The following is a 21680-nucleotide window of genomic DNA, read 5'->3' on the forward strand; positions in this document are numbered from 1 at the left end:
ATCGAGACCTGCCCTACGCCCCCGGAATCGAAGCCCGCGAAACCATCTCGACACGCTGCGGTTCCCCGGTCTCGAGTGCCGTCACGGCGGCGGCGCACACGGCGGCGGCCGCGTAGCCGTCCCACGCGCCCGGGCCGTCGACGTTGTCGCCGCGGCGGACGGCGTTGACCCAGCGTTGTATCTCGACGTCGTACGCGCCACCGAACCGCTCGACGAAGGACGGTGTGATGTCGCCGCCCCAGATGCCGGCGACTCTCCGGGCGTCCCCGCGTCCGGCCTGAACAGGGTTGCGCTGCTTGCGGATCAGTCCCTGGTCGAGGCCGATGATCGCCGACCCGAGTTCGCCGACGAGCTCCGTGCGCACCTCGTAGGCGACGCCGGTGGTGACGAAGCACTCGACGTCGACGTGACGGCCCGATTCGGTGGTGAAGATCGCGATCTGCGGGTCCACGACACCCACTGGCGCACCGGGATTGCTCCTCGGCGTGATGATCTGCACCGTCGTGATCTCTTCATCGAACAGGAACCGGGTCACGTCGACCTCGTGGACGAGTGAGTCCTTGACGATCATCGAACTGTCGAACCCCGGCGGAACCGCCGGATTGCGGTGCACGCAATGCGCGAGCAGCGGTCGGCCGAACACGCCGTCGCCGATGAGCGACTTCAGCTGTTCGTACTCGCGGTCGAACCGACGCATGAAGCCGACCTGGATGAGTTTGCGGCCGAGTGACGCTTCCCGTTCGACGATTTCCAGCGAGGAGATGACGTCTGTGGTCAGCGGCTTCTCGCACATCACCGGCTTTCCGGCATCGAGACATGCCGCCAGTTGCTTCTCGTGCGCGGGTCCCGGTGAGGCGAGGACGACGGCATCGACACCGGGATCGGCGATGGCGTCCAACGGATCGCCGACGACCCGGCAGCCCCCGATGGTGGCCGCGAGCTGTTCGGCCTTGTCGGGGAAATAGTCGCTGAGTACGGCGACAGTCGCTCCCGCAGTGCGTTCGGTGATCCGGACGACATGGTCGGCACCCATCATCCCGACACCGACCACGGCGATGCGCGCCGGGTTCATCGGCCTTCTCCGCCGGGCGTGGTCGGTCGCAGGTAGGGCCGTTGCGCTTCCTTGGACCGCGCGTAGACGTCGTACGCCTTCTGCGTCGAACGCAGCGTCGAGACCTCCGATACGGGTACGTCCCACCAGGATTCGCTGTCCGGTCCGCCGATCAACGGATCGGTCTCCACGTGGATGACCGTGGTGCGGACGGCTGCTTTGGCGGCCTTGATCGCGTCGGCGAGTTCATCGGCGGTGCCGGCGCGGAGAACCTCGGCACCCAGCGATGCGGCATTGGCCGCGAGGTCCACGGGCAGGGTGGGGCCGTCGAGTCGTCCACCGGAGTCGCGGTACCGGTAGCCGGTGCCGAAACGTTGCGAGCCGAGCGACTCCGACAGCGAACCGATCGAGGCGAATCCGTGATTCTGCACAACCACCACGATCAGCTTCAGGTTCTCCTGGATCGCGGTGACCAACTCGGTTGCCATCATCAGATACGACCCGTCGCCGACCATGACTATGACGTCGCGGTCGGGGCAGGCCATCGCCACGCCGACCCCGCCCGCGATCTCGTACCCCATGCACGAGTATCCGTATTCGACGTGATAGCCCTTCGGATCGCGTGTGCGCCACAGCTTGTGCAGGTCGCCGGGCATCGAACCGGCCGCGCAAACGACGATGTCGCGAGGGTCGGAGGTCTCGTTCACGATCCCGATGACCGTGCTCTGGGTGAGCGCGTCCGCGCCGGTGGCGACATTGGTGCCGACGACGGTGGGGGAGTAGGCGCGTTCGACGGTGGCTTCCCATTCCCGGGTGAGCTCCCCGATGCGCTCACGGTAGGCCGGGTCGACCGAGAACCCGGTCAGCAACCCGTCGAGGGCCTCGAGGGCTTCCCGTGCGTCGGCGACCACGACGTGACCGCTGTGCTTGAGCGAGTCCAGCGGCGCCACATTGATGTTCACGAACCGGACGTCCGGGTCGGCGAACGCCGTCCGGGAGGCGGTGGTGAAGTCGCTGTACCGGGTACCGATACCGATCACGACATCCGCATCGGCCGCGAGTGCGTTGGCGGCCGTCGTGCCGGTGGAACCGATGCCGCCGACGGACTGGGGATGGTCATAGGGCAGTGAGCCCTTGCCGGCCTGGCTCTGACCGACGGGTATGCCGGTGCGGGCGCAGAAACCTGCGAGCGCGTCGGTGGCGTCGCTGTAGATGACTCCGCCGCCTGCCACGATGAGTGGTCGCTTCGCCGACCGGATGATCTCTGCGGCTTCGGTGACCGCGCGGCGCTCCGGGATCGGGCGGGCGACCCGCCACGTGCGTTCGGCGAACAACGATTCCGGCCAGTCGAAGGCCTCCGCCTGCACATCCTGTGGAAGCGCGACGGTCACCGCGCCGGTCTCGACGGGATCGGTGAGCACACGCATCGCGCCGAGCAGGGCAGCGGGCAGTTGTTCGGGTCGCCACACGCGATCGAAGTAGCGCGAGACCGGCCGGAACGCGTCGTTGACGGTGATATCGCCCGACGACGGGACCTCCAGCTCCTGCAGCACGGGAGCGGAGGCGCGGGTCGCGAATGTGTCGGCCGGGAGCAGCAGCACCGGCAGGCGGTTGATGGTGGCGAGCGCGGCACCGGTCACCATGTTGGTCGCGCCCGGACCGACCGACGCGGTGACCGCCCATGCCTCGAGACGATTGCGCATCCGGGCGTACGCGACCGCCGAGTGGACCATCGCCTGCTCGTTGCGGCCCAGGACGTACTCGAGCGACAGGTCTCGGCCGGCGTCGCGATCCTCGATCTCGTTCTGCAGCAGGGCCTGACCGAGACCGGCGACGTTGCCGTGGCCGAAGATGCCGAAGCAGCCGGCGAAGAACTTGTTTCGTTCCCCGTCACGCTCGACGTGCTGATGGGCGAGGAAACGCACCACCGCCTGTGCGACGGTCAGCCTGACGGTCGGTTCGCGGTTCCGGTTCGTCATCATGATGACCTCTCGTGCAGCGGCAGGCGGGGATCGACGTCCGCGCGCTCCCAGGTCGTCCGAATCCAGCTCTGCGCAGGATCATCGCTGATCCGCCAAGCCCGTTCCGGGCCGGGGCCGGCCATCACATTGAGGTAGTACATGTGGTGTCCGGGCGCGGCGATGGACGGGCCGTGGTAGCCGTGGGGCACGAGGACGACGTCGCCGTTGCGGACCTCTTCGAGGACCTCGATCGGACGCTCGGGAGTCCCGTGGATGCGGTGGTATCCGAACCCCGGGAGCCGTTCTGGCACCGAACGATCCTCCGCGCCGAACTCGAAATAGTAGATCTCCTCGAGTTGTGACTCGGTCGCACTGTGCTCGTCGTGTTTGTGGGCGGGATAGCTGGACCAGTTGCCGGCCGGCGTGATGACCTCGCACGCAATCAACGAGTCGGCCTCGAAGACGCCTGCCATCCCGAAGTTGTGTACCTGGCGACTGCAGTGGCCGGCGCCACGCAATTCGACCGGCACCTCCGCCGCAGGGACGTGGCGGAACGGCAGCCGCCTGCGTGCCCGTGCACCACACAATGCGAAGCGGCCGCCTGCCGCGCTCGCGACGACGAACTCGGAGCGGCATCCCACGTAGGCGAAGTCGCTCGGACCGTCGAAGACGCTCTCGCGGCCGGCGAGTCCGAAGACGGTGCCCTCGCAGGTGACGGTCGCCGAACCTGCCAGCGGTACGACGATGATCTCGTCCAGATCGGTGAATCGGGTGATCGAATCTCCGGGTCCGAGTTCGACGACTGCGAGAGATGACTCGGTCCAGCCGGCGGACTCAGGCGTGACGTCCACGGTCAGCGGTGGCGGTGCCGACCGTGCGGGGATGTGGTACTCGGACTTCATCGGCGCACCTCGTCGGGCTGCGTGGTCAACGGCTCAGCCAGGGCGGCGATCTCGTCGGAGGTGGGCATGGCCGTCGAGCACTCGAGGCGGCCCGCGACGATCGCGCCGGCCGCATTCGCATGTCGCAGAGTCTGCTCCAGGGGCCAGTTCGCGAGAAGCCCATGACAGAGACTGCCGCCGAAGCCGTCACCGGCACCGAGGCCGTTGACGACCGTGACCGGAACCGGAGGGACCTCGACGCTCTGCGAGCGTGTCCTGCCGAGTACTCCCTTCGGCCCGCGTTTGACGACCGCCAGGTCGACGCCGAGGTCGAGCAGCGCATCGGCGGCCGCGTGGGAATCCGATTCGCCGACGGCGACCTCGCATTCCTCGAGGTTGCCGACCACGACATCGACGAGCGGGAGGGCGCGTCGGATCTGTTCGGTGGCTGCCGCCGGTGACGACCAGAACATCGGCCGGTAGTCCAGGTCGAGGACCGTGAGAGGTCGGCGTTCGCGTGCCGCCCACGCCTCGAAATGCGTTCCGCGGGAGGGTTCCTCGGAGAGACCGGTGACTGTCGACCAGTAGAGGCCGGCCCGGCGGACGCAGTCGGTGTCGATGTCGGTGGCCTCGATCTGCAGGTCCGGCGCCTTTGGCCTGCGGTAGAAGTACAGCGGGAAGTGGTCCGGCGGGAAGACCTCACAGAACGTCACCGGAGTCGGATTCTCCTGGTCGACGACGAGGAACCTGTCGTCGACACCGAGCCTCGTGAGTTCGCTGCGGACGAATCGGCCGAACGGGTCGTCGCCCACACCGGAGACGAGCGCGGCGCTGCGCCCGAGTCGAGCTGCGGCGACCGCAACGTTCGCGGCACTGCCGCCGAGGAATTTGCCGAAGCTGCGCACGTCCTCGAGTCCGACCCCGACCTGCTGAGGGTAGATGTCGACCCCGCTGCGGCCGATGCACAGCACGTCGACGCCCCCCGATGGACGCTCTGCTGCCGCATGGACTTCGGACACGTACTGCTCCTGCTCGTGGTCGGACAGGTCAGCCCCGATCGGACGGGATCGGCCCGCCTGCGTTCACTGTGCGCGACGTACCGCCGCGAGTCAAAGACCATGTCCTGATCAAGTTGTGACATCGGCTGCGCGAGGGGCGTTATACCGTGAACGTGAGGGTGTCCGGCCGATCACCGCACCAGCGCACCACAACACCACAGCACCACAACACCACAGCGCCTTCACACCACGGCACTCTGATCGAAGGGAGTAGCCGACGATGCTGTCCTCCACAGCGAGCCCCGCGCGCCCGCGCCGCCGGATGGTCACGTTCTCGGCCGTGCTGTCGTCGGTGATCCTCGTCGTGGCCGGTTGTGTCGGTACTGATGACGCCCCCGACAGCGACGGCGGTACAGGCGCAGCCGGCACGCCGGAGTTGACTGTCGCGATGATCACCCACGAGGTGCCCGGCGACACGTTCTGGGAGGTCGTCCGCCGCGGCGCGGATGAGGCGGCCCGCAAGAACGGCGTCGACCTGCAGTACTCCTCGGATCCCGAGGCGCCGAATCAGGCGAATCTCGTCCAGGAGGCGATCGACGGCGACGTCGACGGGATCGCGCTCACCCTCGCGAAGCCGGACGCGATGGCGCCGGTGGTCCAGCGCGCACTGGACGCAGGAGTCCCGGTGGTCGCCTTCAACTCCGGCTTCGACAACTGGCAGGACATCGGCGTCGCGCAGTATTTCGGTCAGGACGAGATGCTGGCCGGCCGGGCCGCGGGGGAGCGCCTGATCCGTGACGGCCGTACCAACGTGCTGTGCGTGATTCACGAACAACGTCAGGTTGCCCTCGAATCGCGTTGTGCCGGTGTCCGAGAGGGCTTCACCCGGGGTGGGTTCGAGACTCTCGACGTCAACAGCAAGGACATGGCATCGGTGGTGGCCACCCTGACTGCCAAGCTACGGCAGGACCAGTCCGTGGACTCCGTCGTGACTCTCGGCGCGCCGATCGCCCAGGCCGCCGTGGAGTCGCGGGATGCCGCCGGATCGACGGCCGAGATCGTCACCTTCGACACCAACGCCGCCCTGATCGATCTCATCCGCGGCGGCGATGTCCGGTGGGCTGTCGACCAGCAGCCGTATGTGCAGGGCCACGAGGCGGTCGATGCCCTGTGGCTGACGTTGACCAATGCCAGCACGGTCGGTGGTGGTCAGGCCGTGTTGACGGGGCCGGCATGGGTCGACCGCTCCAACGTCGACGAGGTCGCTGAGTACGTGCGTGACGGCACCCGGTGAAACGCGACGCCCGCCGACCCGGAGGGCAACGAAAGCCGCGTGGATCAGGTGCGGATGGGATGCGCCACGACGTCGTAGAGGAACGACAACGAAGCAGCGACCTCGACCGCCGCTCGATCTCCCGACTCCGCATCCGGGAGCACGGTGTCCTGTTCGAGGACGTACCAACCGTCGTAGTCGGCAGCGGCCAGGGCGGACACCACGTCGGCGATCTGCGCGCCGCCGGTTCCGAGGGGTACGTACAGTCCACGCTCGACCGCGTCGGTGTAGGTGAGTGCGTCGCAGCGCACCTGATCCGCGAGGTCGACGTCGACATCCTTGAGATGAGTGTGGGTGATGCGGTCCGGACAGCGCCGGACCAACTCCAGCGGATCGGTGCCGCCGATCAACAGGTGGCCGGTGTCCAGACACAGACCGATCGACGAACTCTCCAGCACCCTGTCGATGTCCTCGCGACGTTCGATCATCGTCCCGGCATGCGGGTGGAGCGCCGCGGTGACGCCGCGTTCCTCGGCGAGCGTTCCGATGCGGTCCAGATTGGCCGACAGCGTGGCCCATTCGGATTCGGAGAGGTCGGGTCGGTGGTCGTAGCCGTGCAGACCGGTGGCCGCCGCGAGCACCGCGACGTCGCCGCCGGATGCCTCGAGCCGATCCAGGAGTTCGGTCACCGCAAGTGTCGGGTCGGAATCGTCGCGGTGCAGAACGAGCGGGATGAAGGCACCGACGCAACGCAGCCCATAGGCATCCAGCACGTCGTGCAGTCGGTCCGGTGAGGCGGGGAGGAAGCCCTCCGGTCCGGTCTCGGTCGCGGTGACACCCAGATCGCGCATGTCGGACAGAACGCGTTCGGGGCTCAGCTGGTAACCCCATCCGGGAACTTCGCAGACGCCCCACGAGATCGGGGCGGCGGCGATCCGGCCGCCGTCGATGGCTGCTCCTCCGTCTCGAACCTCGTACTCCTCCACCTCTTCATTGTGGCCGAACGACTTCGGTGGGCGCTCCCGGTTCGTCGGACGTGGTGCGGTGCGTGTGCCACCGGACGTGACGCCCGCGCCGACCGGCGATCACCGATATTGTGAGTCGGCCACACGCCCAAGAGGAAGGGGTCGCCGGATGAGCTCGGCCGATGACGAAGCGAACACCGACGACGCCTATGCTGCCGACCAGAACGCCCATGACACCGGTGATGCTCCTCCGGTGACCGAAGGACTACGGCCGAGCACCACCGAGGAACTTCATCCCGATCGGCAGGAAGGGGTGTTCTACCTCAAGCTGATCGGCCTCGGCGCCGCGATCGGCATCCCGGCGGCGTTGCTCGCGTGGGCGTTCCTGGGTGCGGTGCACTGGCTCGAAGAGCTGTTGTGGACCGATCTGCCGGAGCATCTCGGACTCGGCGAACCACCGTGGTATCTGGTGATCGGTCTGCCGTTGGTCGGTGCGATCCTCGTCGCACTGGCCACCGCGTTGCTGCCGGGCAACGGCGGCCATTCACCGCTCGACGGTGTCGGCGTCACGCCGACACCGTGGCAGCACGCTCCGGGTATCGCACTCGCCGCGGTCGGAACCTTGGCGTTCGGGGCCGTCCTCGGACCGGAAGCCCCGCTCATCGCACTGGGATCGGCAGTCGGCATGCTGGTGGTGCCGTTCGCCAAGGTGCCCGAGGCCGGCCAGCGGGTGCTGGCGACCGCGGGGTCGTTCTCGGCTGTGTCCGCCTTGTTCGGCGGCCCGCTCGTGGCCGGTCTGCTGCTGCTGGAAGCCGGCCTGGCCGCCGGTGCGGCCTTGCTGCCGGCATTGCTACCCGGGCTCGTCGCGGCGGCGATCGGCTACATCGTCTTCATCGGACTGGGGGACTGGGGTGGTCTGGGCGTCATGACGTTGGCGGTCCCGGAGATGCCCGACTACGTGGGCACGCGCGTGATCGACCTGCTGCTCGCGATCGTCGTGGGTGTCGTCGTGGCGCTCCTGATGTTCCAGGTCAAGAAGGCCGCCGAGCTGATCGACCGGGTCGCATCCGCCGACCGGATGCGACGCTACGGCCTGCTGCTGGCCGGCGGGCTCGCGGTCGGTCTGTTGGCACTCGCGGCGCGCGCATTGGGCGCCGACACCGACGACATCCTGTTCTCCGGCCAGACAGCGGTTCCGCTGGTGCTGGCGGAGACCAGTGTGGGGGCGCTGGTGGTGATCCTCGTCTTCAAGGCGGTTGCCTACGCGATCTGTCTGGGCTGCGGTTTCCGTGGCGGCCCGGTCTTCCCGGCGATCTTCATCGGGGTGGCCCTCGCGTCGGTCGGCTGCCTGGTGTTCGATTGTTCGATCACGTGGGCGCTGGCCGTCGGAGCGGCCGCGGGCATGACCGCCGGAACTGGCTTCGTCTTCAGCTCGCTTCTGTTCAGCATGTTGCTGACCGGAACGGTCGGTCTCGATGCGGTCCCCGCGGCGGTGCTCGGGGTGATCGCCGCCTGGCTGACCACCGCGGCGCTGTCGCGCCGACGCGACACCGGCGGGTCGCTGGCGGAGTCGGTGAGCTGACCCGCCGGCACCGACCACGGTCACTACTCGGCCGGCGGCGGTGAGACCTCGGTCTCCTCGGCCACCTGCCCGGACACCGCGAGCAGCAGCTGCCGCACCGCCATCGCGCGACGGTACGACGGTCCTTCGAGGTCGTCGAGGGCGCACTCCGGATCCGCGGGCGGCCCCAGATGTGTGCAGCCACGGGGACATTCCTCGATGGCGTCGCGGAGATCGTCGAAGGCGTCGACGATGTCGTCGGGTCCGACGTGTGCGAGGCCGAATGACCGGATGCCCGGGGTGTCCACCACCCAGCCCTGCTCCGGCGAGCGCGTGCCGGGCAGCGGAATCGCCACCGACTGGGTGGAGGTGTGGCGTCCCTTACCGACGCCGGAGACCTCGCCGGTGGCCCGTTCCGCCTCCGGCACAAGACGATTCACCAACGTCGACTTGCCGACGCCGGAATGCCCGATCAGCGCCGTGATGTGTCCGTCGAGGATCCCGCTGACCGTGTCGAGCGGGTCGTCACGCCCGGCGAGGACGATCGGCAGCCCGAGGTCGTCGAACGCGCCGGCGAACTCGGCCGGGTGTGCCAGGTCCGACTTGGTGAGGCACAGGATCGGGGTGAGCCCGCCGACGTAGGCGGCGGCGAGGGCACGTTCCACGAACCCGGTCCGCGGCGGCGGGTCGGCGAGCGCGGTGACGATCAGCAGCTGGTCGGCGTTGGCCACGACGATGCGCTCATACGGGTCGGTGTCGTCGGCGGTGCGGCGCAGCACGGTCGTACGGTCGGCCACCCGCACGATGCGCGCCAGCGTGTCCGGCCGTCCCGTCAGATCCCCGACGACGGACACCTGGTCGCCGACGACCACCGGCGTCCGGCCCAGTTCACGAGCCCGCATCGCGACGACCGGTCGATCCGGGTCGCCGTCGAGCACGCAGCCCCAGCGGCCGCGGTCGACGGAAGTGACCATGGCGTCGACGGCGTCGTCGTGGCTGGGTCGTTGTTTGGTGCGTGGTCGGCTGCCCTTGCCGGGACGTATCCGGACGTCGGACTCGTCGTAGCTCGAGGCGCGCCGGCTCACCTCAGGGATGCCCGATCATCTTCTGCCACATGCCCGGAAAGTCCGGCAGCGTCTTTTGTGTGGTCTCCACATCGGCGACGGTGACGCCCTGCACCACCAGGCCGACGAGCGCTCCGGCGGTCGCCATCCGGTGGTCGGCGTAGGACTCCCAGACTCCGCCGTGCATGGTCGCCGGGGCGATCCGCAGTCCGTCGTCGGTCTCGGTGCAGTCGCCGCCGAGCCGGTTGATCTCGGTGGTCAGTGCGGCCAGGCGGTTGGTCTCGTGACCACGCAGGTGTGCGATACCCGACAGCACCGACTCGCCGTCGGCGAGCGCGCACAGCGCGGCGATGGTGGGGGTCAGCTCGCCGATGGCACGCAGGTCGATGTTGATGCCGGTGAGCTTCTCCGGGCCGCGCACGGTCAGCGCGCCGCCGGAAAGCTCGATGGCGCAACCCATCTCGGCGAGGACGTCGACGATCTGGGCGCCGGGTTGGGTGGTGGCGGACGGCCAGCGCGGCACCGTCACCGACCCGTTCGTGACGGCTGCGGCGGCGAGGAATGCCGCGGCGTTCGACAGGTCCGGCTCGATGTCACGGTCGAGTGCCGTGATGGCCGACGACGGCACCCGCCACGTCTCGGGGTTCGGGCGTTGCACGACGACACCCGATTCGGCCAGCATGTCGACGGTCATGTCGATGTGTGGCATCGACGGGACGGGGGGACCGACGTGGCGCACCGTGACGCCGTCGTCGAATCGGGCCGCCGACAGCAGGAGACCCGACACGAACTGCGACGACGCCGACGCGTCGATGGTGACCTCGCCGCCGGGCGCGGCGCCGGTGCCGTCGATGGTGAACGGCAGCCGTTCTCCGCTGACCGCGACACCGAGGTCGCGCAGCGCGTCGAGGATGGTGGACAGCGGGCGGGTACGGGCCTGTTCGTCGCCGTCGAACGTGACCGTTCCGTGCGCGAAGGCGGCCACCGGGGGCAGGAACCGCATGACGGTGCCCGCCAGGCCGCAGTAGACGTCGGCTCCGCGCATGGCCTGGGGGGTGATCAGCACCGTGGTCTCGTCGTCGGGATCGACCTGCACACCGGTGCCGAGCCCGCTGAGCCCGCTGAGCATGAGATTGGTGTCGCGGCTGCGCAGCGCGCCGCGCACGGTGGAGGGACCGTCCGCGAGGGCCGCCAGGATGAACGCCCGGTTGGTGATCGACTTCGAGCCGGGCAGCTCCACGGTGGCCTCGACCGGCGACGTCACGGTGGGCGCACCCCAGATACTCATGCGGTCCAGTCTGTCATGGGCGATCGCCCGGTCACCGTGCCTGCGGTCACCGTGCCTGCTGTCACCGGGATGCCGCGGTCACCGGGTGTCCCGCCGCAGCGGGTGATCGGCCGGGATCTCCACGAGGATGATCGTCCGGCCGTCGGGGTCGGCGATGTGCATCTCGACGAGGCCCCAGGGTTCGGTGCGGGCCTCCCGCACGATGTCGACGTCGGCTGCGCGGAGCTCGGTTTCTGCGGCCGACATGTCGCGGACCTGTAGCCACAGCGCGGCGTCGGCGCCCCCGCCGGTCCCCACGTCGTCGCTCATGTGTGCGGGCACCTCGATCAGCCCGTTGCCCGCGAGGAACACCACCCCGCCGGGATATTCCCGGGCCACGGCGAGCTTCAGCCGGTGCCGGTAGAACGTCTGGAGCCGCTCGGGATCGGCCGACCGCAGCAGGACCCGACTGCTCAGAACCTCCACGCCTACTGTCCGTCGGTCGACCCGTCGGTGCCGCCCACCGCGTGGCCCCGATTGATGTCGTGACCGTGCCGGGAGGCCTCGTAGATCGCTTTCTCCTTGGCGATCCGGGCGGTCTCGCCGATTGCCTGGGCGTCACCGAAGGCGAACGCCGAGTCGTGCGGGTATTCGTGCGGTTTGTCCGGGTCGTCGTCGAGGAGGGCGTCGGCCGGATGGTGATCGTCGCGGGGGCTGTCGGACATGAACCAACGATAAACCGATATGGCCCCGCGTAGGGGTTACCCGAGCAGGGTCAGGAGCCGCGCCTGGTGAACCCGCCGTCGGTGTGCGAGTCCCACGTCTCGAACAAGCGGAGGACCTTGGGGTCACCCTGCTCCTTGATCCAGTCGCACAGGTCTTTCGGCGCCGACGGGTTGGTGACGATGAACGGATGCAGATCCGGATCGTGTTCGGCGAGGTAGCGCAGGGTGTCCGGCGGCGAATCCGGGTCGGCGGCGGCGAGCGCGTCGCGCGGATCGAACGCGGCGGCGCGGATCGAGTCCGAGGCGGCGAGGTTCGCGCCGGTCGGGTCGGCGACCTCGATCTCGCCGGTGTTGTGGTAGTCGACCGGGTCGGGTGAGGTGCTGCGGGTGTTCAGCAACAGGTTGAGCAGGATGGCGGTCAGCGCGCCGGCGGAGATGCCGGAGTGGAAGATGGTCTGGAACCAGTCCGGGAACTGGTGATACAGGTCCAGCGACACGTTGACCGGCGCGTCGCCCAGGTCGCGGTTGGTGTAGTAGAGCTTCGCCTCGGTCAGCATCGCCACACCCACCGAGATGGCCACGACCAGCACGTTGGTGTTGTTGAACTTGACCTTGCTCAGCGTCCGCACACCGCTGGCGGCGACCATGCCGAACAACGCGACACCGGCGCCGCCGAGCACCGGCATCGGGATGCCCTCGACGACGGCCGCCATCTTCGGCAGCAGTCCGAGGATCACCAGGATGATGCCCGCGCAGGTGGCGACGTGACGGGTTTTGACGCCGGTGATCGCCACGAGGCCGACGTTCTGCGCGAACGCGGTGTACGGGAAGGTGTTGAAAACACCGCCGAGTACTGTTCCGAGGCCGTCGGCGCGCATACCGTCGGCGAGTTTCTGCGGCGTGATCTTCTTGTCGACGATCTCACCGACCGCGACGATGTCGCCGGTCGTCTCGGTCATGATCACCAGCGCCACGATGATCAGCGCGATGATCGAGGAGATCTCGAAGGTCGGCATACCGAACTGGAAGGGCTGGGGAATGCCGACCCAGGGGTTCTCGCCGACGGCATCCCAGTTCGCCATCCCGAACGGCAGCGAGACCAGCGTGCCGATGACCAGACCGATCAGCACCGAGACGCGCTTGATCGGGCCCGGCGCGAACCGTTCCAGCGCGATGATCACCGCGAGGGTGAAGAAGCCGAAGGCGATCGCCTTGGGCTCACCGAAGTCCTCGCCGGTTGCGGTACCGCCGCCGAACCAGCCCGCGGCGACGCGCATCAGCGATACGCCGATGATGAGGATGATGGTGCCGGTGACCAATGGCGGGAAGAACCGGATGAGCTTCCCGACAACGGGTGCGGCCAGGATCATGAACAGGCCGCAACAGATCACCGATCCGTAGATCGCGGTGATGCCGTGGCTCTGGCCGATGGTGATCATCGGCCCGACGGCTGCGAACGTGACACCCTGCATCAGGGGTAGCCGCACACCGAATCGCCAGAAGCCGACGGCCTGCAGGATCGTCGCGATACCGGCGACGAACAGGTCGGCCATGATCAGGTGGACGATGTCACCCTGTTCCAGCTGACCTGCGCTGACCATCGCTCCGCCGACGATCAGCGGCACCGCGACGGCGCCGGCGTACATCGCGAGAACGTGCTGGAGACCGAGGGGGAGGAGCTTGGCCAACGGCGGTATCTCATCCACCGGATGAGGTGTAGTCTTGCCGCGCCTGATCGTGTCGAGAACCGCCATATGCAGTGTGTACGAGCCAGTCGTTTCCGTTGTGGCGCAATCGTATGACGGTGATGTTTCGGCGAAGATATATCGTGCGGCACGTCACCATCGCGGTATGCGCACAATGGTGCGATGGCACGTCAGACGAATCGGCGCAGTGCGGGTCTGCTGCTGTATCGACGGGTGGACGGTGGCCCGGACCATGGCGCAGATGGCGGCGTCGAGGTGCTGATCGCGCATCCCGGCGGGCCGCTGTGGGCGCGCAAGGACGCCGGGGCCTGGTCGATCCCGAAGGGCCTGTACGAACCCGACGAGACGCCGCTGGCGACGGCGCGTCGTGAGTTCGCCGAGGAGATGGGCAGCCCGCCGCCCGATGGGCCGGTCATCGAACTCGGCGAGGTGACCCTGAAGAGTGGCAAGGTCGTCACCGGATTCGCGATCGAAGGTGACTTCGACGTGGAGACGCTGGTCAGCAATACCTTCGAGATGCAGTGGCCGCCGCGGTCCGGACGATTCCAGGAGTTCCCCGAGATCGATCGAGCCGAGTGGGTCGATCCGGCGACCGCACGCGCTGCGCTCAATCCCGCCCAGGCGGCGTTCGTCGACCGTCTGCTGTCCGCGCTGTGACCGCATGTTGCCGCCGCGGTTGCAGGTGAGGATGCCCTGACTTCAGCGAATACTGAGGTTTGGGTTGACGCCGGGCGGAACCGGCGCAGACTGGACACCATCACGGCCCTGTGACGCGGAACACAGCCCTGTCCGCTGAATCGAGGATGTGCACATGAAAGACGTCCTGCCCGTGCTGGTGGAACGCTGGCGCAACGGCGAGACGGTCGGATTGACGACCGTCGTGGCGACCTTCGGATCGGCCCCGCGGCAACCGGGAGCCGCGATGCTGCGGCTGGAGGACGGCACGGTCGTCGGGTCGGTGTCGGGCGGGTGTGTCGAAGGGGCCGTGTACGAACTCGCCGGTGACGCGATGCGGACGGGACGGCCGACCGCCGAGCGGTACGGGATCGCCGACGACGACGCCTTCGCCGTCGGCCTCACCTGCGGCGGCACGCTCGACGTGTTCTGCGAACCGGTGTCCGCGACGACCTGGCCCGCACTCGACCAGCTCGCCGACGCCGTCGCGGCACGACGGCCCGTGGCGACTGCGACCGTGACCTCCTCGGAGCATGCGGACCCGCCGGTGGGCGGGCACCTCGTCGTCACGCCCGACGGTGTGGGCGGCACGCTCGGCGACGCAGACCTCGACCGCGTGGTGGCGCAGGACGCGCGGGGTCTGCTCGACCTCGGCGAGTCGACGACGCTGCGGTACGGCGCCGGCGGACTCCGGACCGGTGAGGACATCGCGGTGTTCGTCAACAGCTTCGCCCCGCCGCCGCGGCTGATCGTGTTCGGTGCGGTCGACTTCGCCGCGGCCGTCGCGGAGGCCGGGGCCTCCCTCGGCTACCACGTGACCGTGTGCGATGCCCGCGGTGTGTTCGCCACGCGGCACCGCTTCCCCGCCGCCGACGAGGTCGTCGTGGACTGGCCACACCGCTACCTGCGCAACGAACTCGCGGCCGGCCGCGTCGACTCGCGGGCTGCGATCTGCGTTCTCACCCATGACCCGAAGTTCGACGTGCCGGCATTGCGGGCGGCGTTCGAGACACCGCCGGGCGTCTACATCGGCGCCATGGGCTCGCGGCGCACCCACGACGACCGACTGCGCCGGCTGCGCGACGACGGGGCAACCGAGGCCGACCTCGCTCGGCTGCACTCGCCGATCGGCCTCGACCTCGGCGCCCGGACGCCCGCCGAGACCGCGGTCTCCATCGTCGCCGAGATCATCGCCGTCCGACGCGGCGGCAGCGGGATCAACCTCACCCGCCTCGCCGACCACATCCACCCCGACATCGTCCGCAGCCCCGTCAGCTCGCCCTAGAGGAGACATCATGCAGGTTCCGGCACCCTTCGAGTACGAGCGTGCGACCAGTGTCGACGACGCCATCGGACTGCTCGGCCGACTCGGCGACGAGGCCCGGCTCATCGCCGGCGGGCACAGCCTGCTGCCGATGATGAAGCTGCGCCTGGCCACCCCCGAGTACCTGATCGACATCAACGACCTGCACGACGAACTCGGCTACATCCGCTTCACCGACGACGACGTGCGCATCGGTGCGCTGACCCGCCACTGCGAACTCCTGGCCAACGAACCACTGTTCGAGGCCTTCCCCATCTTCCGCGACGCGGAGAAGGTGATCGCCGACCCCGTCGTCCGCAATCGTGGGACCCTCGGCGGATCGCTGTGTCAGGCAGACCCTTCCGAGGATCTGTCCAGTGTGTGCACCACCCTCAACGCGAGCTGCGTCATCCGCGGCGCCGACGGCGAGCGCGTGGTCACCATGGAAGAGTTTCATCGCGGCCCGTACGAGACCGCGGTCGAACAGAACGAGATGCTCACCGAGGTGCGGATTCCGGTTCGGGCCGGTGGGGCGAGCGCCTACGAGAAGGTGGAACGACGCGCAGGTGACTGGGCGGTCGTCGCCGCGGGCGCGGCGCTGTGGTTGGCCGACGGGGTGGTCGCCGACGCGCGGGTGGGGCTGGCGGCGGTGGGCGCCAACACCACCGGGATTCCGGCGATCTCGGAGGCGCTGCGCGGCCGGCCGCCCACCGAGGACGCATGGACCCGCGCGGGTGAGATCGCCGCGCAGGCATGTGAGCCGGTCACCGACGGCCGCGGAACCGTCGAGTACAAACGGCATCTCGCCGACGAACTGACCCGGCGGGCGCTGCGGCGCAGTGCCCGGCGACTCGGCATCGACGCCACCGCCGGCGCCGGAACCTGAACTCCCGACAGCCCTGACCCAGAGGAGAATTCGATGCAAGTGACGATGACCGTCAACGGCGAATCGGTGTCCCGCGACGTCGAGCCGCGTCTGCTGCTCGTGCATTTCCTGCGTGACCATCTCGCGCTCACCGGAACCCACTGGGGCTGCGACACCAGCAACTGCGGCACGTGTGTGGTGCAGATCGACGGGCGCCCGGTGAAGTCGTGCACCATTCTCGCCGCCATGGCAGGCGGGCACGAGGTGCGCACCGTCGAGGGGCTGGAGCAGGGCACCACCCTCGACCCGCTGCAGCAGGGATTCATGGAATGCCATGGGCTGCAATGCGGTTTCTGCACACCCGGCATGTTGATGACCGCGCGGGCACTGCTCGACGAGAACCCCGATCCCACCGAGGACGAGATCCGGGAGGCGATCAGCGGTCAGATCTGCCGCTGCACCGGCTACACCACCATCGTGCGGTCGGTGCAGTGGGCGGCCCGGCATGCCGGGGACGCTGCCGATACCGAAGGAGCGATCCGATGACTCTCACGACACCTCCCGAACCCGCTGCGGCGGATCTCGTCGACAACAACCAGAAACCGGTCGGCTACGGGCGGATGCTCCGCAAGGAGGATCCGCGCTTCATCCGCGGCCTCGGCCGATACGTCGACGACGTCCAACTGCCCGGCATGCTGCACATGGCGATCCTGCGGTCGCCCGTGGCCCACGCCCGGATCGTCAACGTCGACACCACGGCGGCCGAGGCGCTGCCGAAGGTCAAGGCCGTCATCACCGGGGAGACGCTGAAAGGGCTGGGCCTGGACTGGATGCCGACGCTGTCGGGCGACGTCCAGGCGGTGCTCGCCACCGACAAGGTCCGCTTCCAGGGGCAGGAGGTCGCCGCGGTCGTCGCCGAAGATCGCTACACGGCACGGGATGCCCTCGAACTCATCGACATCGACTACGACATCCTCGACCCGGTGCATGATGTGCGCAAGGCCCTGGAACCCTCGGCGCCGGTGATCCGCGACGACCTCGACGGCAAGACCGACAACCACATCTTCGACTGGGAGACCGGCGACAAAGCGGCCACCGATGCCGTGTTCGCCGAGGCCGACGTGGTCGTCACACAGGACATGGTCTACCCGCGCGTGCATCCCGCGCCGATGGAAACCTGCGGTGCGGTGGCCGATTTCGATAGGGTCGATGGCAAACTCACCCTCTGGTCCACCTCGCAGGCGCCGCACGCCCACCGCACCCTGTACGCCATCGTCGCCGGCATCCCGGAACACAAGATCCGGGTGATCTCCCCGGACATCGGCGGCGGATTCGGCAACAAGGTGCCGATCTACCCGGGATACGTCTGCGCGGTCGTCGGGTCGATCGTGACCGGCAAGCCGGTGAAATGGATGGAGGACCGCACCGAGAACCTGACGAGCACCGGGTTCGCCCGCGACTACGTGATGCGCGGCGAGATCGCCGCCACCCGCGACGGACGCATCCTGGCCATCCGCAGCAACGTGCTCGCCGATCACGGCGCCTTCAACGGTGTCGCCGCGCCGGTGAAGTACCCCGCCGGCTTCTTCGGAGTCTTCACCGGCAGTTACCAACTCGAGGCCGCGCACTGCTCGATGACCGCGGTCTACACGAACAAGGCGCCCGGCGGCGTGGCCTACGCGTGCTCGTTCCGGATCACCGAGGCGGTCTACTTCGTCGAACGCCTGGTGAACTGTCTCGCCGCCGAACTCGGGATGGACCAGATCGCCCTGCGACGCAAGAACTTCATCCAACCCGACCAGTTCCCGTACACCACCAAGACCGGGTGGGTCTACGACTCCGGTGACTACGACGCGGCGATGACCGAGGCGATGCGGATCGCCGACTACGACGGACTCCTTGCGGAGCAGGCCGCCAAACGCGATCGCGGCGAGTTGATGGGCATCGGGGTGGCGTTCTTCACCGAGGCGGTCGGCGCCGGCCCCCGCAAGGACATGGACATCCTGGGTCTCGGCATGGCCGACGGATGCGATGTGCGCGTGCACCCAACCGGCAAGGCGGTGGTCCGGCTGTCGGTGCAGTCGCAGGGGCAGGGCCACGAAACCACCTACGCGCAGATCGTCGCCGAGGAACTCGGCATCGCGCCCGACGACATCGACGTGGTCCACGGCGACACCGACAACACGCCGTTCGGGTTGGGCACGTACGGCAGTCGGTCCACCCCGGTGTCCGGTGCGGCCGCGGCGATGGCCGCACGCAAGATCAGAGACAAGGCGAAACTCATCGCGTCGGGCATGCTCGAGGTGTCGGTGGCCGACCTCGAGTGGCAGAAGGGGAGTTTCGGGGTCAAGGGTGACCCGGGTACGTCGGTGACGATCGCGGAGATCGCGATGGCCGCACACGGTGCCGGTGATCTGCCGCCCGGTGTCGAGGGGGGACTGGACGCATCGGTGGTCTACAACCCGGCCAACCTCACGTACCCGTTCGGCGCCTACATCTGCGTGGTCGACATCGACCCCGACACCGCGGTCGTGAAGGTGCGCCGGTTCGTCGCCGTCGACGACTGTGGCACCCGGATCAATCCGATGATCATCGAAGGTCAGGTGCACGGCGGATTGACCGACGGCGTCGGGATGGCGCTGATGGAGGTGATCGAGTTCGACGAGTCCGGCAACTGCCTCAACGGCTCGCTCATGGACTATCTGATCCCGACCGCTCTCGAGGTGCCGCACTGGGAGACGGGGTACACGGTGACGCCGTCGCCGCATCATCCGATCGGCGCCAAGGGGGTGGGGGAGTCCGCGACGGTCGGTTCACCGCCGGCGGTGGTGAACGCCGTGATCGACGCCCTGGCGCCCTACGGGATCCGGCACGCCGACATGCCGCTAACGCCATCACGGGTGTGGGAGGCGATGCAGGGACGGGCGCGTCCGCCGATCTGACCCCGACCCACGCGTGAACTGCGACGAGAGGAACCGATGATGACACCCGACGATCGGAGATCGCTGGCCGAGTTGGCCGCCGACTACGCGGGACAACGGATTCCGTTCGCGCACGCAACCGTGGTGCGCGCTGCGCAGCCGACGTCGGCGCATCCGGGTGATCATGCGCTGGTGACCGCCGATGGCCGCATGGATGGCTTCGCCGGCGGCCAATGTGCGGCGGAGTCGGTGCGCCTCGCCGCCGTCGACGCGATCACCGAGGGGCAAGGGGTCCTGCTGCGGATTCTGCCGGGCGACGCCGAGCCCTACCCCGAGGCACCCGGCGCGCGAGTGGCGGTCAATCCGTGCCTGTCCGGCGGGGCCCTGGAGATATTCATCGAGCCGGTGCTACCACCGCCGGTCGTCCACGTCGTCGGGGAGACACCCATCGCCCGGGCCGTCGTCGACCAGGGGCGGCTGCTCGGTTTCGACATCGCCCAGGTGGGTGTCGATGAGCTCGAGGTTGCGGATCGTGATGGGTTCGGGGGTGCGGTCGCCGCGATCGTCGCGACCCATGGTGGAGACGAGAGCGGGATGATCCGCCGGGCTTTGGATTCCGGCGTCCCGTTCGTCGGGTTGGTGGCCAGTCGGAAGCGTGGCGCCGCGGTGCTGGACGCGATGGGTCTGACGACCGCAGAGCGCGAACGCGTGCACACGCCGGTCGGCCTCGACATCGGTGCCCGCACCCCGGCCGAGATTGCGCTGTCGGTGTTCGCGGAGTTGGTGGCCGCCGTCCGCCGTGACGGGATCGCCGGGTCGGGCGCGGCGGCGCGGCGGGAGATCGACCCGATCTGCGGGATGACCATCCTCGTCGCCGACGACACCCCGGAGCACGTCGACGACACCGGCCGACATTGGTTCTGCTGTAAGGGATGCCGCGACACCTTCATCGCCCGTTCCGCCGGTGGTCTGCAGGCAGCCCGATGACCGCACCGGTGTGCGCCGTGGTGCTCGCGGCAGGCGGATCCCGTCGCCTGGGGCGTCCGAAACAGTTGCTGCCCTATGCGGGGACGAGGTTGCTGGGTGCGACGCTCGACACCGTGCGGAACCAGGGGTTCGACCAGATTATCGTCACCCTCGGCGCGTTCGCCGACGACATCGTCGAGCAGGTGGATCTGCGTGGTGTCACCGTGGTGCGCAACGATGTTCATCGATCGGGCTGCTCGTCGTCGATTCGGCGGGCGGTCGGAGTCCTCGACCCCGCCGCCGACGGCGCCGTGCTGCTCCTGGGCGATCAGCCCGGGATCAGCCGGACAGCGGTTCGGGAATTGCTGGCCGCGGCACCCGGAACGCGCCTCGGTGCCGTCCGCTATCGCGACGGTCTCGGCCATCCGTTCTGGCTGGGGCGCAGCATCATTCCCGACATCGAGCAATTGCATGGCGACAAAGGGGTCTGGAAGCTCATCGACGCGGCCGGTCCCGCGCTCGTCACCGTCGACATCGACGAGGACACCCCACTCGATGTCGACACCGAAGAGGACTACCGCAGGCTTGTCGAGCGGTCCGCCGAGGTGCGTCTGCGATGAGCGGTGCCCGGCTGTTCGAATCGCCCGAGCAGGTCACGCGGGATCTCGATGCCGTCGACTATCTCGCCGACGAGGGACTGGCGACCGCGCTGTTCCTTGCGACATCGATGGGGATGCCGATCCTGCTGGAAGGTGAACCGGGCGTGGGCAAGACGTCGGCCGCCACGGCGCTCGCGACAGTTCTGGACACCGATCTGATCCGCCTGCAGTGCTACGAGGGCCTCGCGGCGCACGATGCCCTGTACGAATGGAACTATCAGCGTCAACTCCTGGCCATCAAGATGTCCGAGACCCGTGGTCACGCACTCGCCGACGCCGACCTCTACGCGCCCGAGTACCTGTCCGAACGCCCCCTGCTGGCGGCGATCCGTCATCGTGGGCCGCGACCGCCGGTGTTGTTGATCGACGAGATCGACCGTGCCGACGACGAATTCGAGGCGCTGCTGTTCGAGTTCCTCGGTGAGGGTGCGGTCACCATCCCCGAGATCGGCACGATTCGGGCCGATCGGCGTCCGCTGGTCGTGCTCACCTCCAACCGCAGCCGCGAACTGCACGAGGCTCTGCGGCGTCGCTGCCTGTATCACTGGATCGCCTATCCCGGCGCAGCACAGGTGGCCGCGATCCTGCGCCGGACCGTGCCGGGCGCACCCGACAGTCTGATCGCTGACGCGTCGGTGTTCGTCGGCCGGGTCCGCGGACTCGACCTGGACAAACCGCCGGGCATCGCCGAGGCGATCGACTGGGTGTCGGCTCTCATCACTCTCGGAGTCGCCGAACTTGTCCCGGACGCCGTCGCACCGACGCTCGGCACGCTGGTCAAGACCCCCGACGATCGGGACACCCTGGTGGGCGCGCTCGAGAGCGGGGACGTGCGGTGA

The 21680-nt window shown here is 68.4% G+C and carries 20 protein-coding genes; 10 read left to right on the plus strand and 10 right to left on the minus strand.

All coding sequences use genetic code 11. From position 1 onward, the window contains the following. Nucleotides 1–13: 13 nt before the first annotated feature. The 4 genes from V1Y59_RS01100 to iolC are packed head-to-tail and all read right to left on the minus strand — an operon-like array spanning nucleotide 14 to nucleotide 4912. Nucleotides 14–1072 carry a Gfo/Idh/MocA family protein gene (locus V1Y59_RS01100; RefSeq protein WP_330502980.1) on the minus strand — a complete coding sequence of 353 codons (1059 nt, stop codon included), beginning with the start codon at nucleotides 1070–1072 and terminating at the stop codon, nucleotides 14–16. Further along, nucleotides 1069–3033 (minus strand): 3D-(3,5/4)-trihydroxycyclohexane-1,2-dione acylhydrolase (decyclizing), encoded by a 1965-nt coding sequence (gene iolD, locus V1Y59_RS01105; RefSeq protein WP_330502981.1) that lies wholly within the window; start codon nucleotides 3031–3033, stop codon nucleotides 1069–1071. Before iolD ends, V1Y59_RS01100 begins: the two co-directional genes overlap by 4 nt. After that, nucleotides 3030–3914 carry a 5-deoxy-glucuronate isomerase gene (gene iolB / locus V1Y59_RS01110; protein WP_330502982.1) on the minus strand — a complete coding sequence of 295 codons (885 nt, stop codon included), beginning with the start codon at nucleotides 3912–3914 and terminating at the stop codon, nucleotides 3030–3032. Before iolB ends, iolD begins: the two co-directional genes overlap by 4 nt. Further along, complete coding sequence (gene iolC, locus V1Y59_RS01115) at nucleotides 3911–4912, minus strand: 5-dehydro-2-deoxygluconokinase (RefSeq protein WP_330502983.1); 1002 nt, start codon at nucleotides 4910–4912, stop codon at nucleotides 3911–3913. The genes iolB and iolC overlap by 4 nt, the downstream gene beginning before the upstream one ends. Before the next feature lie 259 nt (nucleotides 4913–5171). Between iolC and V1Y59_RS01120 the strand changes: the two genes are divergently transcribed. Continuing rightward, nucleotides 5172–6185 carry a substrate-binding domain-containing protein gene (locus tag V1Y59_RS01120; protein ID WP_330502984.1) on the plus strand — a complete coding sequence of 338 codons (1014 nt, stop codon included), beginning with the start codon at nucleotides 5172–5174 and terminating at the stop codon, nucleotides 6183–6185. A 44-nt stretch (nucleotides 6186–6229) separates the two neighbouring features. Here the strand turns inward: V1Y59_RS01120 and V1Y59_RS01125 are convergent, their stop codons facing one another. After that, nucleotides 6230–7150: a sugar phosphate isomerase/epimerase family protein gene (locus V1Y59_RS01125; RefSeq protein WP_330502985.1), complete on the minus strand. Its 921-nt coding sequence runs from the start codon at nucleotides 7148–7150 to the stop codon at nucleotides 6230–6232. Between the two features lie 148 nt (nucleotides 7151–7298). Between V1Y59_RS01125 and V1Y59_RS01130 the strand changes: the two genes are divergently transcribed. Continuing rightward, entirely contained in the window at nucleotides 7299–8711 is a 1413-nt protein-coding gene (locus V1Y59_RS01130; RefSeq protein ID WP_330502986.1) for a chloride channel protein, read from the plus strand. Nucleotides 8712–8734: 23 nt separating this feature from the next. Here V1Y59_RS01130 and rsgA read toward each other — a convergent pair whose 3' ends face one another. From rsgA to V1Y59_RS01155, 5 genes are all read right to left on the minus strand, one after another. Further along, on the minus strand, nucleotides 8735–9775 hold the full coding sequence (gene rsgA / locus V1Y59_RS01135) for a ribosome small subunit-dependent GTPase A (protein ID WP_330502987.1): 1041 nt from the start codon (nucleotides 9773–9775) through the stop codon (nucleotides 8735–8737). Nucleotide 9776: 1 nt separating this feature from the next. Next, nucleotides 9777–11042, minus strand: coding sequence for a 3-phosphoshikimate 1-carboxyvinyltransferase (gene aroA / locus V1Y59_RS01140; RefSeq protein WP_330502988.1), 1266 nt, complete (start codon nucleotides 11040–11042; stop codon nucleotides 9777–9779). Nucleotides 11043–11120: 78 nt separating this feature from the next. Further along, a complete protein-coding gene (locus V1Y59_RS01145) occupies nucleotides 11121–11507 on the minus strand; it encodes a VOC family protein (protein ID WP_330502989.1) in 387 nt (128 codons plus the stop codon). A gap of 2 nt (nucleotides 11508–11509) precedes the next feature. After that, complete coding sequence (locus V1Y59_RS01150; protein ID WP_330502990.1) at nucleotides 11510–11746, minus strand: hypothetical protein; 237 nt, start codon at nucleotides 11744–11746, stop codon at nucleotides 11510–11512. A 50-nt stretch (nucleotides 11747–11796) separates the two neighbouring features. Further along, the gene (locus tag V1Y59_RS01155; RefSeq protein ID WP_330502991.1) at nucleotides 11797–13500 is read right to left on the minus strand and encodes a nucleobase:cation symporter-2 family protein; all 1704 of its coding nucleotides are present in this window, start codon (nucleotides 13498–13500) and stop codon (nucleotides 11797–11799) included. Between the two features lie 114 nt (nucleotides 13501–13614). Between V1Y59_RS01155 and V1Y59_RS01160 the strand changes: the two genes are divergently transcribed. The 8 genes from V1Y59_RS01160 to V1Y59_RS01195 all read left to right on the plus strand — a co-directional run bounded on the left by V1Y59_RS01160 (nucleotide 13615) and on the right by V1Y59_RS01195 (nucleotide 21680). Beyond that, nucleotides 13615–14109 (plus strand): NUDIX hydrolase, encoded by a 495-nt coding sequence (locus V1Y59_RS01160; protein ID WP_330502992.1) that lies wholly within the window; start codon nucleotides 13615–13617, stop codon nucleotides 14107–14109. Between the two features lie 154 nt (nucleotides 14110–14263). Next, the gene (locus tag V1Y59_RS01165; RefSeq protein ID WP_330502993.1) at nucleotides 14264–15412 is read left to right on the plus strand and encodes an XdhC family protein; all 1149 of its coding nucleotides are present in this window, start codon (nucleotides 14264–14266) and stop codon (nucleotides 15410–15412) included. 10 nt (nucleotides 15413–15422) lie between these two features. Beyond that, entirely contained in the window at nucleotides 15423–16316 is an 894-nt protein-coding gene (locus tag V1Y59_RS01170; protein ID WP_330502994.1) for an FAD binding domain-containing protein, read from the plus strand. A gap of 33 nt (nucleotides 16317–16349) precedes the next feature. After that, complete coding sequence (locus V1Y59_RS01175; protein ID WP_330502995.1) at nucleotides 16350–16841, plus strand: (2Fe-2S)-binding protein; 492 nt, start codon at nucleotides 16350–16352, stop codon at nucleotides 16839–16841. Further along, nucleotides 16838–19237: an aerobic carbon-monoxide dehydrogenase large subunit gene (locus tag V1Y59_RS01180; RefSeq protein ID WP_330502996.1), complete on the plus strand. Its 2400-nt coding sequence runs from the start codon at nucleotides 16838–16840 to the stop codon at nucleotides 19235–19237. Before V1Y59_RS01175 ends, V1Y59_RS01180 begins: the two co-directional genes overlap by 4 nt. Before the next feature lie 39 nt (nucleotides 19238–19276). Further along, nucleotides 19277–20203 carry an XdhC family protein gene (locus V1Y59_RS01185; protein ID WP_330503229.1) on the plus strand — a complete coding sequence of 309 codons (927 nt, stop codon included), beginning with the start codon at nucleotides 19277–19279 and terminating at the stop codon, nucleotides 20201–20203. Continuing rightward, entirely contained in the window at nucleotides 20200–20802 is a 603-nt protein-coding gene (locus V1Y59_RS01190) for a nucleotidyltransferase family protein (protein ID WP_330502997.1), read from the plus strand. Before V1Y59_RS01185 ends, V1Y59_RS01190 begins: the two co-directional genes overlap by 4 nt. Beyond that, nucleotides 20799–21680, plus strand: coding sequence for an AAA family ATPase (locus V1Y59_RS01195; protein ID WP_330502998.1), 882 nt, complete (start codon nucleotides 20799–20801; stop codon nucleotides 21678–21680). Before V1Y59_RS01190 ends, V1Y59_RS01195 begins: the two co-directional genes overlap by 4 nt.

Source organism: Gordonia prachuapensis, from assembly GCF_036350515.1.
Taxonomy (GTDB): Bacteria; Actinomycetota; Actinomycetes; order Mycobacteriales; family Mycobacteriaceae; genus Gordonia; species Gordonia prachuapensis.

Excerpts from the sequence above, each read along its gene's own strand:
- V1Y59_RS01100 (WP_330502980.1), bottom strand. The coding sequence starts at position 1,072 with ATGAACCCGGCGCGCATCGCCGTGGTCGGTGTCGGGATGATGGGTGCC.
- iolD (WP_330502981.1), bottom strand. The coding sequence starts at position 3,033 with ATGATGACGAACCGGAACCGCGAACCGACCGTCAGGCTGACCGTCGCA.
- iolB (WP_330502982.1), bottom strand. The coding sequence starts at position 3,914 with ATGAAGTCCGAGTACCACATCCCCGCACGGTCGGCACCGCCACCGCTG.
- V1Y59_RS01120 (WP_330502984.1), top strand. The coding sequence starts at position 5,172 with ATGCTGTCCTCCACAGCGAGCCCCGCGCGCCCGCGCCGCCGGATGGTC.
- V1Y59_RS01130 (WP_330502986.1), top strand. The coding sequence starts at position 7,299 with ATGAGCTCGGCCGATGACGAAGCGAACACCGACGACGCCTATGCTGCC.
- aroA (WP_330502988.1), bottom strand. The coding sequence starts at position 11,042 with ATGAGTATCTGGGGTGCGCCCACCGTGACGTCGCCGGTCGAGGCCACC.
- V1Y59_RS01150 (WP_330502990.1), bottom strand. The coding sequence starts at position 11,746 with ATGTCCGACAGCCCCCGCGACGATCACCATCCGGCCGACGCCCTCCTC.
- V1Y59_RS01155 (WP_330502991.1), bottom strand. The coding sequence starts at position 13,500 with ATGGCGGTTCTCGACACGATCAGGCGCGGCAAGACTACACCTCATCCG.
- V1Y59_RS01160 (WP_330502992.1), top strand. The coding sequence starts at position 13,615 with ATGGCACGTCAGACGAATCGGCGCAGTGCGGGTCTGCTGCTGTATCGA.
- V1Y59_RS01165 (WP_330502993.1), top strand. The coding sequence starts at position 14,264 with ATGAAAGACGTCCTGCCCGTGCTGGTGGAACGCTGGCGCAACGGCGAG.
- V1Y59_RS01170 (WP_330502994.1), top strand. The coding sequence starts at position 15,423 with ATGCAGGTTCCGGCACCCTTCGAGTACGAGCGTGCGACCAGTGTCGAC.
- V1Y59_RS01175 (WP_330502995.1), top strand. The coding sequence starts at position 16,350 with ATGCAAGTGACGATGACCGTCAACGGCGAATCGGTGTCCCGCGACGTC.
- V1Y59_RS01180 (WP_330502996.1), top strand. The coding sequence starts at position 16,838 with ATGACTCTCACGACACCTCCCGAACCCGCTGCGGCGGATCTCGTCGAC.
- V1Y59_RS01185 (WP_330503229.1), top strand. The coding sequence starts at position 19,277 with ATGACACCCGACGATCGGAGATCGCTGGCCGAGTTGGCCGCCGACTAC.
- V1Y59_RS01190 (WP_330502997.1), top strand. The coding sequence starts at position 20,200 with ATGACCGCACCGGTGTGCGCCGTGGTGCTCGCGGCAGGCGGATCCCGT.
- V1Y59_RS01195 (WP_330502998.1), top strand. The coding sequence starts at position 20,799 with ATGAGCGGTGCCCGGCTGTTCGAATCGCCCGAGCAGGTCACGCGGGAT.